Annotated in this window: 9 protein-coding genes and 1 pseudogene; all 10 read right to left on the bottom strand. The window is 60.6% G+C overall.

Annotation, left to right across the window (positions count from 1 at the left end; all coding sequences use genetic code 11):
- Positions 1-208 precede the first annotated feature (208 nt).
- A complete protein-coding gene (gene hemE / locus AD670_RS29785; protein ID WP_053140577.1) occupies positions 209-1,276 on the bottom strand; it encodes a uroporphyrinogen decarboxylase in 1,068 nt (355 codons plus the stop codon).
- Between the two features lie 241 nt (positions 1,277-1,517).
- A complete protein-coding gene (locus AD670_RS29780) occupies positions 1,518-2,936 on the bottom strand; it encodes an FAD-dependent oxidoreductase (protein ID WP_053140574.1) in 1,419 nt (472 codons plus the stop codon).
- Positions 2,937-2,968: 32 nt separating this feature from the next.
- Positions 2,969-7,414, bottom strand: a complete 4,446-nt coding sequence (gene gltB / locus AD670_RS29775; protein WP_053140571.1) for a glutamate synthase large subunit — start codon at positions 7,412-7,414, stop codon at positions 2,969-2,971.
- A 353-nt stretch (positions 7,415-7,767) separates the two neighbouring features.
- Entirely contained in the window at positions 7,768-9,339 is a 1,572-nt protein-coding gene (locus tag AD670_RS29765; RefSeq protein ID WP_053140567.1) for an SPOR domain-containing protein, read from the bottom strand.
- Between the two features lie 10 nt (positions 9,340-9,349).
- Positions 9,350-10,450 carry a 3-dehydroquinate synthase gene (gene aroB, locus AD670_RS29760; RefSeq protein ID WP_027605004.1) on the bottom strand — a complete coding sequence of 367 codons (1,101 nt, stop codon included), beginning with the start codon at positions 10,448-10,450 and terminating at the stop codon, positions 9,350-9,352.
- A gap of 125 nt (positions 10,451-10,575) precedes the next feature.
- Positions 10,576-11,094, bottom strand: a complete 519-nt coding sequence (aroK, locus tag AD670_RS29755) for a shikimate kinase AroK (protein WP_010213757.1) — start codon at positions 11,092-11,094, stop codon at positions 10,576-10,578.
- Between the two features lie 4 nt (positions 11,095-11,098).
- Positions 11,099-12,355, bottom strand: a pseudogene (locus tag AD670_RS29750) (type IV pilus secretin PilQ); the annotation flags it as partial.
- Positions 12,356-12,493: 138 nt separating this feature from the next.
- On the bottom strand, positions 12,494-13,465 hold the full coding sequence (locus AD670_RS29745) for a pilus assembly protein PilP (protein ID WP_053140560.1): 972 nt from the start codon (positions 13,463-13,465) through the stop codon (positions 12,494-12,496).
- Positions 13,462-14,013 (bottom strand): PilN domain-containing protein, encoded by a 552-nt coding sequence (locus AD670_RS29740; RefSeq protein WP_053140557.1) that lies wholly within the window; start codon positions 14,011-14,013, stop codon positions 13,462-13,464. The genes AD670_RS29745 and AD670_RS29740 overlap by 4 nt, the downstream gene beginning before the upstream one ends.
- Positions 14,010-14,666, bottom strand: a complete 657-nt coding sequence (gene pilM / locus AD670_RS29735) for a type IV pilus assembly protein PilM (RefSeq protein WP_053140554.1) — start codon at positions 14,664-14,666, stop codon at positions 14,010-14,012. Before pilM ends, AD670_RS29740 begins: the two co-directional genes overlap by 4 nt.
- Between the last annotated feature and the right edge of the window lie 7 nt (positions 14,667-14,673).

Here is a 14,673-nt window from a genome sequence, read left to right as displayed (position 1 = left end):
ATAGTTGAATTATATAGGGTGAAACATCTTAAATATCGAATTCAGCCACATAAAAATAAGACCTTTCCCACAAGTCTTATTTAAATTAAACAAACTAGCGAGCACCGAAGCAACATTTGCAAGTTAGGTATTCAAGCAATAAATCCTCAGTAACAACTGTCACCATCACCCTCTTCATGAAGAGGGTGACGTGGCAATCTCGAAAATATTACTCGTGGTATTGCGCGGACAACTCATGCACGGCTTGCAGGAACGCGCCGGCATGCTCGGGGTTCACTTCCGGGGTGATGCCATGGCCGAGGTTGAACACGTGGCCGCTGCCTTTGCCATAGCTGGCCAGGATGCGACCGACTTCAGTGCGGATCGCTTCTGGCTTGGCGTACAGCACGGTCGGGTCCATGTTGCCTTGCAGCGCGACCTTGTCACCGACACGACGGCGGGCGTCGCCAATGTCGCAGGTCCAGTCCAGGCCCAATGCATCTGCGCCGGCGTCGGCGATGCTTTCCAGCCACAGGCCGCCGCCCTTGGTGAACATGATGACCGGCACTTTACGGCCCTCGTGCTCACGGATCAGGCCGCTGACGATCTTGCGCATGTAGGCCAGGGAGAATTCCTGGTACGCCGCCGCCGAGAGGTTGCCGCCCCAGGTATCGAAGATCTGTACCGCTTGGGCGCCGGCCAAGATCTGGCCGTTGAGGTAGGAAGTGACCGACTGGGCCAGCTTGTCCAGCAGCAGGTGCATGGCTTGCGGGTTGTCGTAGAGCATGGCCTTGGTCTTGCGGAAGTCTTTCGACGAGCCGCCTTCGACCATGTAGGTGGCCAGGGTCCACGGGCTGCCGGAGAAGCCGATCAGCGGCACACGGCCGTTCAGCTCGCGGCGGATGGTGCTGACGGCGTCCATCACGTAGCCGAGGTCTTTGTGTGGATCAGGGATCGGCAGGGCTTCGATATCGGCGAGGGTGCTGACGACTTTCTTGAAGCGCGGGCCTTCGCCGGTCTCGAAGTACAAGCCTTGGCCCATTGCATCAGGGATGGTGAGGATATCGGAGAAGAGGATGGCCGCGTCCAGTTGCGGGTAGCGGTCCAGTGGCTGCATCGTGACTTCGCAGGCGAACTCCGGGTTCATGCACAGGCTCATGAAGTCGCCGGCGTGGGCGCGACTGGCGCGGTATTCCGGCAGGTAGCGACCGGCTTGACGCATCATCCACACAGGAGTGACGTCAACGGGTTGCTTGAGCAGGGCACGAAGGAAACGGTCGTTCTTGAGGGCAGTCATGTCGGCATCCGCAAAAAAAGTGCGGGCATTTTCTCAGAGCGCGACGCAAAAGGCACGGCAAGAGCGGTGCCTTTTGTCTATCGGGTCAATTTGTCGCGGACATAGAAGCGCTGCAAAACCAATGTGGGAGGGGGCTTGCCCCCGATTGCAGTGTGTCAGTCTCAGTATCTGTCACTGAACCACCGCAATCGGGAGCAAGCCCCCTCCCACATTTTGATCGCATTTCAACCTGGGATCAGGGTCAGACTTGCAGGTAGTCCAGGATCCCTTCGGCGGCATTGCGGCCTTCGAAGATCGCCGTTACCACCAGGTCAGACCCGCGCACCATATCGCCACCGGCGAAGATTTTCGGGTTGCTGGTCTGGTGTTTGTACTGGCCTTGTTCCGGCGCCACGACACGGCCCTGGCTGTCGGTCTGGATCTCGAACTGCTCGAACCACGGCGCCGGGCTTGGACGGAAACCGAAGGCGATAACCACGGCATCGGCCGGAATGATCTCTTCGGAGCCCGGGATCGGCTCGGGGCTGCGACGACCACGGGCGTCCGGTTCGCCGAGACGGGTCTCGACCACCTTCACGCCTTCGACACGGTCTTCACCGACGATGGCGATCGGCTGGCGGTTGTAGAGGAATTTCACGCCCTCTTCCTTGGCGTTCTTCACCTCTTTGCGCGAGCCGGGCATGTTGGCTTCGTCACGGCGATACGCACAGGTCACCGACTTGGCGCCCTGGCGGATCGACGTACGGTTGCAGTCCATCGCCGTGTCGCCACCGCCAAGTACCACGACCTTCTTGCCTTTCATGTCGACGAAGTCTTCCGGCGACTTTTCAAAGCCCAGGTTGCGGTTGACGTTGGCGATCAGGAAGTCGAGCGCGTCATACACGCCCGGCAAATCCTCACCGGCAAAACCGCCTTTCATGTAGGTGTAGGTGCCCATGCCCATGAACACCGCATCGTATTCTTCGAGCAGTTGCTCCATGGTCACGTCTTTGCCGATTTCGGTGTTCAGGCGGAACTCGATGCCCATGCCGGTGAACACTTCACGACGGTTGCTCAGTACGGTTTTCTCCAGCTTGAACTCGGGGATGCCGAAGGTCAGCAGGCCGCCGATTTCCGGGTTCTTGTCGAACACCACCGGGGTTACGCCGCCACGCACCAGCACGTCGGCACAGCCCAGGCCCGCCGGGCCCGCACCGATGATCGCGACACGCTTGCCGGTCGGCTTGACCTTGGACATGTCCGGACGCCAGCCCATGGCGAACGCGGTGTCGGTGATGTACTTCTCCACCGAACCGATGGTTACCGCGCCGAAGCCGTCGTTCAGGGTGCAGGCACCCTCGCACAGACGGTCCTGCGGGCACACCCGGCCGCAGACTTCCGGCAGGGTGTTGGTCTGGTGCGATAGCTCGGCGGCGGCGAGGATGTTGCCCTCGGCCACCAGCTTGAGCCAGTTGGGAATGAAGTTGTGCACCGGGCACTTCCATTCGCAATACGGGTTACCGCAACCCAAACAGCGGTGGGCCTGGTCGGCCGAGTGCTGGGGTTTGAAGGGTTCGTAGATTTCCACGAACTCTTTCTTGCGTTGACGCAACAGTTTCTTCTTCGGATCTTTGCGCCCGACATCGATGAACTGGAAGTCGTTATTCAGACGTTCAGCCATGTTAAAACCTCATCAAACTCTTCAGGCGCATATCACTGCGGGTTGGCACGGATGCTGGAAAGCAACGATTTCAGGTTGGCAGCCTTGGGCTTGACCAGCCAGAAACGACGCAGGTAATCATCGAGGTTTTCGGCGAGGTTACGACCCCATTCGCTGCCGGTCTCCTCGACGTACTCGTCCAGCACGTGCTGCAAGTGGTTCCGGTAGGATTCCATGGCTTCGCCGCTGATCCGCTGGATCTCGACCAACTCGTGGTTGACCTTGTCGACGAAGGTGTTGTCCTGGTCGAGCACGTAGGCGAAACCGCCGGTCATGCCCGAGCCGAAGTTGTAACCGGTCTTGCCCAGTACCGCGACAAAGCCCCCGGTCATGTACTCACAGCAGTGATCGCCAGTGCCTTCCACCACGGTGTGGGCACCGGAGTTACGCACGGCGAAACGCTCACCGGCCGTACCGGCGGCGAACAGCTTGCCACCGGTGGCGCCGTACAAGCAGGTGTTGCCGATGATGGCACTGTCCTGGGTCTTGTAGACGCTGCCTTTGGGCGGAACGATGACCAACTTGCCGCCGGTCATGCCCTTGCCTACGTAGTCGTTGGCGTCGCCTTCCAGGTACATGTGCAGGCCGCCGGCGTTCCAGACGCCAAAGCTCTGGCCCGCAGTGCCTTTGAAGCGGAAGGTGATTGGCGCTTTCGCCATGCCCTGGTTGCCGTGCTTGCGTGCGATTTCGCCGGAGATGCGTGCGCCGATGGAGCGGTCGCAGTTGCAGATATCCAGGGCGAATTCGCCACCGCTGGCGTCGTTGATCGAAGAAGAAGCCATCTCGACCATCTTCTCGGCCAGCAGGCCTTTGTCGAACGGCGGGTTGCGATCCACCTGGCAGAATTGTGGCTTGTCTGCAGGGATGTGATCGCTGCCCAACAACGGCGTCAGGTCCAGGTGCTGTTGCTTGGCGGTCTGGCCTTCGAGGATGTCCAGCAGATCGGTGCGACCGATCAGCTCTTCCAGCGAACGCACGCCCAGCTTGGCCAGCCACTCACGGGTTTCTTCGGCGACGTAGGTGAAGAAGTTCACCACCATGTCGACGGTGCCGATGTAGTGATCCTTGCGCAGTTTTTCGTTCTGAGTGGCGACGCCGGTGGCGCAGTTGTTCAGGTGGCAGATGCGCAGGTATTTGCAGCCCAGGGCGATCATCGGCGCGGTGCCGAAGCCGAAGCTTTCGGCGCCGAGGATCGCGGCCTTGATCACGTCGAGGCCGGTCTTCAGGCCACCGTCGGTCTGCACCCGCACTTTGCCGCGCAAGTCGTTGCCGCGCAGGGTCTGGTGGGTTTCGGCCAGGCCGAGTTCCCACGGCGCGCCGGCGTACTTGATCGAGGTCAGCGGCGATGCGCCGGTACCGCCGTCGTAGCCGGAGATGGTGATCAGGTCGGCATAGGCCTTGGCCACGCCGGCGGCGATGGTGCCCACGCCCGCTTCGGCGACCAGTTTCACCGAGACCAGCGCCTGCGGGTTGACTTGTTTCAGGTCGAAAATCAGCTGCGACAAATCTTCAATCGAGTAGATGTCGTGGTGCGGCGGTGGCGAAATCAGGGTCACGCCTGGTACCGCATAACGCAGCTTGGCGATCAGGCCGTTGACCTTGCCGCCCGGCAGTTGGCCGCCCTCACCGGGCTTGGCGCCCTGGGCCACCTTGATCTGCAGCACTTCGGCGTTGACCAGGTATTCCGGGGTCACGCCGAAACGGCCAGTGGCAACCTGCTTGATTTTCGAGCTCTTGATGGTGCCGTAGCGCGCCGGGTCTTCGCCGCCTTCGCCGGAGTTGGAACGCGCACCCAGGCGGTTCATGGCTTCGGCCAGGGCTTCGTGGGCCTCAGGCGACAAGGCGCCCAGGGAAATACCCGCGGAGTCGAAACGCTTGAGGATCGATTCCAGCGGTTCGATTTCGCTGATGGCCAGCGGCGTGTCCAAGGTCTTCACCTTGAACAGGTCACGGATCATCGACACCGGGCGGTTATCCACCAACGCGGTGTATTCCTTGAACTTGGCGTAGTCGCCCTGCTGCACGGCGGCTTGCAGGGTGCTCACCACGTCCGGGTTGTAGGCGTGATATTCGCCACCGTGCACAAACTTGAGCAGGCCACCTTGCTGGATCGGCTTGCGCGCGCTCCAGGCTTCGGCGGCCAGGGCTTTCTGTTCGGCTTCGATGTCGACGAAACGCGCACCCTTGATGCGGCTCGGCACGCCACGGAAGCTCAGCTCGCAAACTTCTTCCGACAGGCCGATGGCTTCGAACAACTGCGCACCACGATAGGACGTGACGGTGGAGATGCCCATCTTCGACAGGATCTTCAGCAGGCCCTTGGTGATGCCCTTGCGGTAGTTCTTGAACACCTCGTAGAGGTCGCCCAGGACTTCACCGGTGCGGATCAGGTCACCCAGCACTTCATAGGCGAGGAACGGGTACACCGCCGAGGCGCCGAAGCCGATCAACACCGCAAAGTGGTGCGGGTCGCGGGCGGTGGCGGTTTCCACGAGGATGTTGGAGTCGCAGCGCAGGCCTTTTTCGGTCAGGCGGTGGTGCACCGCGCCGGTGGCCAGCGAAGCGTGGATCGGCAACTTGCCTGGCGCGATATGGCGGTCAGTCAGCACGATTTGGGTACGACCGGCGCGCACGGCTTCTTCGGCCTGGTCGGCGACGTTGCGCACAGCGGCTTCAAGGCCGAGGCTCTCGTCGTAGTTCAGGTCGATGATCTGGCGATCGAAACCCGGGCGTTCCAGGGTCATCAGCGAACGCCACTTGGCTGGAGACACGACCGGCGAACTGAGGATTACGCGGGAGGCGTGCTCAGGCGACTCCTGGAAGATGTTGCGCTCGGCACCGAGGCAGACTTCCAGGGACATCACGATGGCTTCGCGCAGCGGGTCGATCGGTGGGTTGGTCACCTGGGCGAACTGCTGGCGGAAATAGTCGTACGGCGTGCGCACACGCTGGGACAGCACAGCCATCGGCGTGTCGTCGCCCATGGAGCCGACCGCCTCGTAGCCTTGCTCGCCAAGTGGACGCAGCACTTGGTCGCGCTCTTCGAACGTGACCTGGTACATCTTCATGTACTGCTTGAGCTGGTCGATGTCGTAGAAAGCCGAACCGTGGTCGTTGTCTTCCATGGTCGCCTGGATGCGCAGGGCGTTCTTGCGCAGCCATTGCTTGTACGGATGACGGGACTTCAAGCGGTTGTCGATGGCGTCGGTGTCGAGGATCTGCCCGGTTTCGGTGTCCACGGCGAGGATCTGGCCAGGGCCTACGCGGCCCTTGGCGATCACGTCTTCAGGCTTGTAGTCCCACACGCCGATTTCCGACGCCAGGGTAATGAAACCGTTGGTGGTGGTGACCCAACGTGCCGGGCGCAGACCGTTACGGTCGAGCAGGCACACCGCGTAGCGACCATCGGTCATGACCACGCCGGCCGGGCCGTCCCACGGCTCCATGTGCATCGAGTTGTACTCATAGAACGCCCGCAGATCGGGGTCCATGGTCTCGACGTTCTGCCACGCAGGCGGAATGATCATGCGCACGCCACGGAACAGGTCGATGCCGCCGGTGACCATCAGTTCGAGCATGTTGTCCATGCTGGAGGAGTCGGAACCCACGCGATTGACCAGCGGGCCGAGCTCTTCGAGGTCCATCAGATCGTTGGCGAACTTGGTGCGACGGGCCACGGCCCAGTTGCGGTTGCCGGTGATGGTGTTGATCTCGCCGTTGTGGGCGAGGAAGCGGAATGGCTGGGCCAGCGGCCATTTCGGCAGGGTATTGGTGGAGAAGCGCTGGTGGAACACGCAAATTGCGGTTTGCAGGCGCTCATCGCTCAGGTCTGGATAGAAGGCGGTCAAGTCCGCCGGCATCATCAGGCCTTTATAAATGATGGTCTTGTGGGAAAAGCTGCAGATGTAGTGGTCAGCATCCGCCGCGTTGGACACGGACGAGCGACGGCGGGACGTGAACAGCTTGATCGCCATGTCCTGGTCGCTCAGGCCGTCGCCTGCGATGAACACTTGTTCGATCTGCGGCAGACGCTCGAGAGCCAGGCGGCCGAGTACGCTGGTGTCGATCGGCACTTTGCGCCAGCCGACCAGCTGCAGGCCGGCAGCGACGATCTCGCGATTCATGTTTTCGCGAGCGGCTTCGGCTTTGACCGGATCCTGGTTGAAAAACACCATGCCCACAGCGTACTGCTTGGGCAGGTCGACAGCAAAATGCTCTTTGGCGACCGCGCGCAGGAACAGGTCGGGCTTTTGAATCAGCAAGCCGCAACCGTCACCGGTCTTGCCGTCGGCGTTGATCCCACCGCGGTGGGTCATGCAGGTCAGGGCCTCGATGGCCGTTTGCAAAAGGGTATGACTGGGCTCGCCCTGCATATGGGCTATCAGGCCGAAACCGCAGTTATCCTTGAATTCATCGGGTTGGTACAGACCTGCTTTCATAGACACTTTCTCACCAGGCTGCCTCTTATACCGAGGCAAATTTCTTTTCAATTCAACCGGTTACCTTCCACGCCGAACGTACGCCGGCTTAGCGGGGGCAAAAGGGAGGTCATTGTACACACCGACACGAACGCTCACAAATTTAGCGACGAAATGTCGCAAATCTATGTCGCATTTATGAAAGGTTTAAAACGATATGCTGTGCTAGTCAAAACTTTTTTAATTCTGACCGCTACGACTCAAAAGCTACTGTGACGCAGACACCACAAGGCGCGCGGCCTGGAAGGCTGCACGCACTTGCGGTTTTAATTTTGAGGTGCCGGGAGGGCGGCCTGGGTAAGGCCGCCGGATCTTCAGCGAGTTGTCGCCAGTTCTTGTTGAACGCTGGCAACAGTGCGAGGCCAAGGTTTACCAGCCTGAACCTTCGCTGGCAAGGCTTTGATGGCGGAATCAGCTGCGGCACGGCTTGGGAAACTGCCGTAGGTGATCACATAGAGAGGCTTGCCGTTGAGGACTTTCTTGAAATAACGGTACTCGCCACCCTGCTCTTTCACGAACGCCTGGGCGTTGGCTTCGGAGCTGGTGCCGAGGATTTGCACCACAAAGTTGCCGGTGGGCTGGCTGCTGTACCAGCTGCTGCCGGCGGCGCCAGCTTTGGCAACGGTGGCGGCTGGTTTTTCAGCCGGCTTGGCAACCACTGCCGGAGCTGGCTTGGCGGCTGGCGCAGGCGTGACCGGCTTGGTCACCGGCGCAGGCTTGGCGGTAGCGACGGTAGGCACAGGCACAGGCGCAGGTGTTGGCTTGGCAGCAGGCTGGCCGGCTGGCACGCCCGCAGGTGGCGCGGTAGTGGTCACGGTCGGCGGTGTGGCACTGGAGCCTTCCACCGGTACGCCGTCATCGCCTTCGGAGATGCCACCGGCTTCTTCGGCGAGCGGGCCGCGCATCACCGGCTGGCCAACCATCGGCAGATTGGTCGGTTGACCGGAGTTGGCAAACTCGACGTTGGGTGTGGGCTTGCCCAGTGGCAACTGCGCCTGTTCGGTTGGCGCGCCGGCAGTGGTCGGTGCCTTACTGCGACCCGGAATCAACCAGGCAGCGGCAACGGCAACCACGACAACGGCGGAAATTGCCAATACGTGCTTCTTAGGCATAGTGAACCCCATCTTTGGACGCTTGACCGCAGAGCGGCTGGCAATCATGGCTTCGATCATGGCATCGCGGGCAACCTGGTTGATGGTGCCAGGCCAGCCGTCGGAGCTTTCGTGAATATCAGAGATCTGCGCAGCGGAGAAAAGTTCGATGCCCTGCCCTGCGCCTTCGAGGCGTTGAGCCAGGTATTCGCGGGTTTCTTCCTCTTCGTATGGCTGCAGTTCGATGACGTGGAATAGCTCCTGATCACCGCTGATCTGCTCCAGATCGGCGATCAACGACGACTCACCGAACAGGAACACATGCGGGCGACCTTCCGGTGTGCCCGCCGCCAAGGCCAGCAACGCTTCCAGGGCGGATTCGTCGAGTTGCTCGGCGTCATCCACCAGCAGGTAGACTTCCTGGCCAGTCAGGCCCAATTGCACGACCTGCTTGAGGATAGCGCTCGGCTCAGCAGTGGAAACATCCAGGGCCTGGGCAACCTGGCGCAGCACGCCCGCCGCATCACCGGCACCACGGGCCGAGACGACCACGCTCTGTACCGACTGTTTGTTGGTGCTGGCCACCAGGGCCTGGCGCAGCAGGGTCTTGCCACTGCCCAACGGGCCGGTGACAACCAGCAGTAATTGGCTGTAGCGCGCGAGATGGTGCAGTTGCCCGAGCACCGGCTTGCGCTGGGCGGGGAAAAATTTGAAACCAGGTACCCGTGGAGCAAAGGGGTCGTGGCTTAACTGGTAATGGCCGAGGAACGCCTCGTCGGCATGCAAACTAGTCATCGGGATCTTATTAACCTTTAAGCTGGGCCAGGGCGCGGTAATCCGCTCCCAGCGTGGCCTGTAAAATCTCTTTCGGATAATCGTCGGTCACGACCGCTTCGCCCATGTGGCGTAACAGCACCAGTCGCAGTCGACCGTCGATCACTTTCTTGTCTATCGCCATATGTTCGAGGAAATCCGCCTCGGTCATCTCTTCCGGCGGGATAACCGGCAAACCAGCGCGCTGGAACAGGCGGATACCGCGATCACGCTCTTGGGCGCTGATCCAGCCCAGGCGCTGCGACATCTCCAATGCCATCACTGTGCCAGCCGCTACGGCCTCCCCATGCAACCACACACCATAGCCCATGTGCGTTTCGATCGCATGGCCGAAGGTGTGGCCCAGGTTCAAGGTGGCCCGTACGCCGGACTCCCGCTCGTCGGCATTCACGACCAACGCCTTGGCGGCGCAGGAGCGGGAAATCGCTTCGGTGAGCGCTACCTGGTCGAGGGCGCGCAGGGCGTCCACATGTTCTTCCAGCCAGGCCAGGAAGGGCTCATCGCAAATCAGCCCGTACTTGATAACTTCCGCCAGTCCGGCCGACAGTTCGCGCGGCGGCAAGGTGTTGAGGGTTGCGGTGTCGATCAGCACGGCCTGAGGCTGGTAGAACGCGCCGACCATGTTCTTGCCCAGCGGGTGGTTGATGCCGGTCTTGCCGCCCACCGACGAATCGACCTGGGACAACAGGGTGGTCGGCACCTGGATAAAGTCCACGCCACGCTGGTAGCAGGCCGCTGCGAAGCCGGCCATGTCGCCGATCACACCGCCGCCCAGGGCAATCACGGTGGTTCGGCGGTCATGGCGTGCGGTCAGCAGGCCATCAAAGATCAGTTGCAGGGTTTCCCAGTTCTTGTGGGCTTCGCCATCGGGCAGAATCACCGAGATCACTGAGTATGCCGCCAGGCTGCGGCTCAAACGCTCAAGATAGAGTGGCGCGACCGTTTCGTTGGAGATGATCGCCACTTGCCGCCCGGCAATGTGCGGTGCCAGCAATTCGGGCTGGTCCAACAGACCTTCGCCAATATGGATCGGGTAGCTGCGCTCGCCTAGATCGACCTTAAGTGTCTGCATGTGTCCCCGCGTTGAAGATGTATTGACGACCGGTAACGTCGAGATCTGACGCTGCCTGATGGCTCTACGCCACACCCCACAGGGTGATGACGCGCCGCCGAGAATAGCGCATTTCGAGCCTGGCTTTAACGGGGTGGCAGCCGTTGCAGGCGCTCAAGAATGTCGAGGACCACCATCCGAGGCGGCCGCTCATCGGTTTCCACCACCAGATCGGCGATTTCCCGATACAGCGGATCGCGCAGCGTGAGCAAGTCCCGCAAGGTTTTTTCCGGGTTGGCCGTGCGCAGCAACGGACGATTGCGATCGCGGGCGGTACGACCCACCTGCTGCTCGACCGACGCATGCAGATAGACCACCCGACCACCGGCATGCAGCGCCCGGCGGTTTTCATCGCGCATTACTGCGCCACCGCCGGTGGCCAATACCACACCATCGCAGCCGCACAGCTCGGCAATCATCGCCTGCTCGCGGTCGCGAAAGCCCAGCTCGCCTTCCTTATCGAAGATCCATGGGATATTGGCACCCGTGCGCAATTCAATTTCCTTGTCGGAATCTTTGAATGGCAGGCGCAGCTCTTTGGCCAGCAAACGGCCGATGGTGCTTTTTCCAGCCCCCATCGGTCCTACAAGAATCAAATTTCGCACAGAATCAACGACTCACAGCAATCGCCTGGTTATTCATAATACGCGGAGTCAGGAATACCAGCAGCTCGGATTTTTTCTCCGCCAGCACATCGCGCCGGAAAAGGCGGCCAAGATACGGCACATCGCCGAAAAATGGCACTTTATCTACCACTTTGCTTTGGGTATTGGAGAAAACCCCACCGATGACGATGGTCTCGCCGTCCCTGACCAGCACCTTGGCATTCACCTCGTTTTTCTTGATCGGCGGTACGTCGTTGAGTTTGTTGAGGTAGTCAGGCTCATCCTTGGTGACTTTCACTTCCATGATCACATGGTCATCGGGGGTAATTTGCGGCGTGACCTCCAACGACAGAGAGGCCTCTTTGAACGACACCGACGTAGCACCTTGGGAAGTGGATTCCTGGTAGGGAATTTCGGTGCCCTTAAGAATCCGCGCGGTTTCCTTGTCGGAAGTGACCACCTTCGGCTGCGAGACGATTTCGCCATTGCCGGTTTTCTCCATGGCCGTCAGCTCCAGGTCCAGCAGGAGGTTATCGGTGATAAAGGCAATGCCCAGGCCCGACGTCCCCGTGAGCGTACCCAGGTCGACAAATGGCGAGCTGGCCAGGTTTTCCGGCGCTTGAGCGCCGTCAGGCAATGGCCCCTGGATACCACCGGCAGCCCAATTGCCTCGATTGAGCCGACCACCCCAGCGCGCGCCCAGACTTTTGTCGTAATCAACATTGGCCTCGACAATCCGCGCCTCGATCATCACCTGGCGCACCGGGATGTCCAACTGCGCCACGATCCGCCGCAACTCTTCCAAACGCTCGCCGGTCTGGTAGGCAATGATGTTATTGGTGCGGTCATCCACCGCCACTGAACCGCGCTCATCGGTCGCGCCTTCAAGACCGTTCGCCGACTGAAACAGCTTGGCCAGGTCTGACGCCTTGGCATAGTTGACCTGCAGCAGCTCACGGCGCAGCGGTGCCAGGTCGGCCATCTGCTTGCGTGACTCCAGCGTGAGCAACTCGCGAGCGGCCAACTCCTCCGCGGGCGCCACCAGCAACACACCGGACTTTATCCGCTTATCCAAGCCTTTGGTTTGCAGCACCAGGTCCAGCGCCTGATCCCAGGGCACGCCTTTGAGGCGCAGGGTGATGGAGCCCTGTACGTCGTCGCCAACCACCAGATTGAGGCCCGCCACGTCGGCAATTTGCTGCAATGCAGCGCGCAGCCCTATGTCCTGGAAGTTGAGGTTCAATGTGTCACCGCTATAGGCGCCCGATACTGCGCTGCCGGGAGGCGGCAGCTGGATCAGATCCACACGATTGGGCACAGCAGCAGCCATCGGTGCCGTGAACGCTATCCATAGCGCCACACCGAAGGACGAGAAAGTCCTTTTCATTGTTTGATTCCGTTATGAGTTGACGTTTAGCACGAGGGTTCGCGGGCGCTCCAGCCATGCACCCTGTTCATCGGGAAACAACTCGACCAGTTCGATATGGCCGTCATGAATTGCGGTGACTCGACCGTGATCCGGCCCCATGTAGTCGCCGACTGCCAGGCGATGCACCGTTGAGGCTTGGCGCAGCAGGGCGAAGGTCTGCGCCCCACGGGACAACGTGCCGACCATTTCGAACTGATCCACCGAGTGCTCTTCCAGGAGCCCACGCGGTCGAGTGAGGTCCGGCGCAACAGCCGCCCGCCCTGGGGCGCGGCCGACTTGCAGGGCAACGGGCTGGAACGGGTCGCGCATACCGAAGGCGTCATATACAAAGGGCTGCTCTTGCACCACCGGCACATCTCGTTTGACGCCTTGCAGCTCGCTCCAATAGGTCTTGACCAGCAGATCAAGGCGCAGCAGCTTGCCATCACGTCGCAGGGCAACATCATGCACCGTCGCGATTCGCGAAAGGCCACCCAGGGCACTCATAAACGTCGCCAGGTCGTGATAGATGCCGCTGGCGCCGATTTGAACGGGCTGTTGGTTGTAGAACGGCTGAAACTGCTGATCCAACGGCGTGACGCTCTCAATCACCACACCATTGGCCAGCGCCAACCTGGCGATGTCTTCGAGCACGCCGGGCATTTCGGACTCACCTGGCAGTTGCTGCAAAAGCACGCTGGCCTTGTCGTGCATCAGTTGCAACTGGCGAGTCCGCTCTTCAAGGTCGGCAGCCAAGGCGGTTTTTTCCGCGAGTTGCTGCTGCAGGGCCACTTCCTGCACCTCGACCTCGCGCAAGCGCTCCCGTGATGGGCTGAGGTACGCGAGATCGCCCACCAGCAGCACCACGCCGGCCAGCGCACAGCCCAGCAAGGCTTTACCGGGTAAGGGCCATTTAGCAGCATTGTGAGTCAGGGCGGAAAATTCGAGCCTGGACAGGCTCATGGCTGGGCCTCGGAAGATTCTCCCTGGCGCACCATCAACTGGAATTCATTGTTGCCGCGAGTACCTTCGGTCCGCACATGCTGCAGACGCGTGGCGTGGGCGCCCTCAGAGGCTTGCAGGCGACGCATCAGTTGGGCGATATCCTGGCTGGATTCGGCACTGCCGCTGATACTCACCGTATCGCCTTTCGCCACTACCTCATGCAAATGCACACCGTCAGGCACCGCACGGGCCAACTGATCCAACAGTTGCGCACCGGCGGAGCGATTTTCGTGCAGGTCTTGCACGACCTTCATGCGCTCCGCCAGTTGCTGGCTTTGCACCTGGAGGTCATCAATGGTCTTGATCCGCGAGTCCAGAACGGCGATGTCCTTGCCCGCATGATTGTTTCGCGTCACCTGCCGGTCGATTGCCTGGTCGATCACTTGGTCCGCCAGCCAGACAGCCGCAAGCGCCACGCCGGCAAACGCCAGCAACAGCATCAGGAAATATTTACGCCGCCGTTGCGCCAATGCCTGGCGCCACGGCAAAAGATTGATTCGTGTCATCCAGCGAAACTCCTCAGGGCCAACCCGCAAGCGACTCCCATCCTTGGGGCATCCATGATCCATTGTGCACCATCGACTCGATGGCCCAGGGTGAAGCTGGCGAAATCCTGACTGCAAGCGCGCGCCAATGCAAACCCTTCGACATCTACCACCCGGGGCACTAATCCGGCCAGGGCCAAAACGGCTTCACAGGCTTCGACATGCTCCTTCAGGCACGCCGCCAACAATACCTCGACCCGCGCCGGATCCTGCGCCGACGGCCCTTGGACCTGAAAGTCCAGCGCCACCTCGTCCAGTGCGTAGGGAATGTATTGATCTGCTTCCATCTGGATTCTCAAGGCCAATTCGTCGTCGCAAAGTCCCGCCGGCATTTCAATGACCCGTGTAATGACCGAAGCGCCCGCCACCGCGACTGCCGCCTGCCTGGCCGACGTCCGCAGCCGGAACAGCGCCATGTGCAACGCATGGCCTATGCCCTCCAGGTCGCGCAGGGTGCCGTCGACTACCGCATGGGCCGGCAGCGCCTGTGTGGCATAGCTCTGCACGCTGTAACCGCTGACTGAACATCCCAGCTCGACCAGCTTGATCCCTGCATCATTGATGTCGACGCCAAGGACGGTATCGACTTTTCGCCTGAAAAATCCCTTTCTCATAAAACTC

This window comes from Pseudomonas sp. MIACH (genome assembly GCF_001269925.1).
GTDB lineage: Bacteria > Pseudomonadota > Gammaproteobacteria > Pseudomonadales > Pseudomonadaceae > Aquipseudomonas.
Note: the sequence above shows the minus strand (reverse complement) of the source record. Positions and strands in the feature narration are given on the sequence as shown.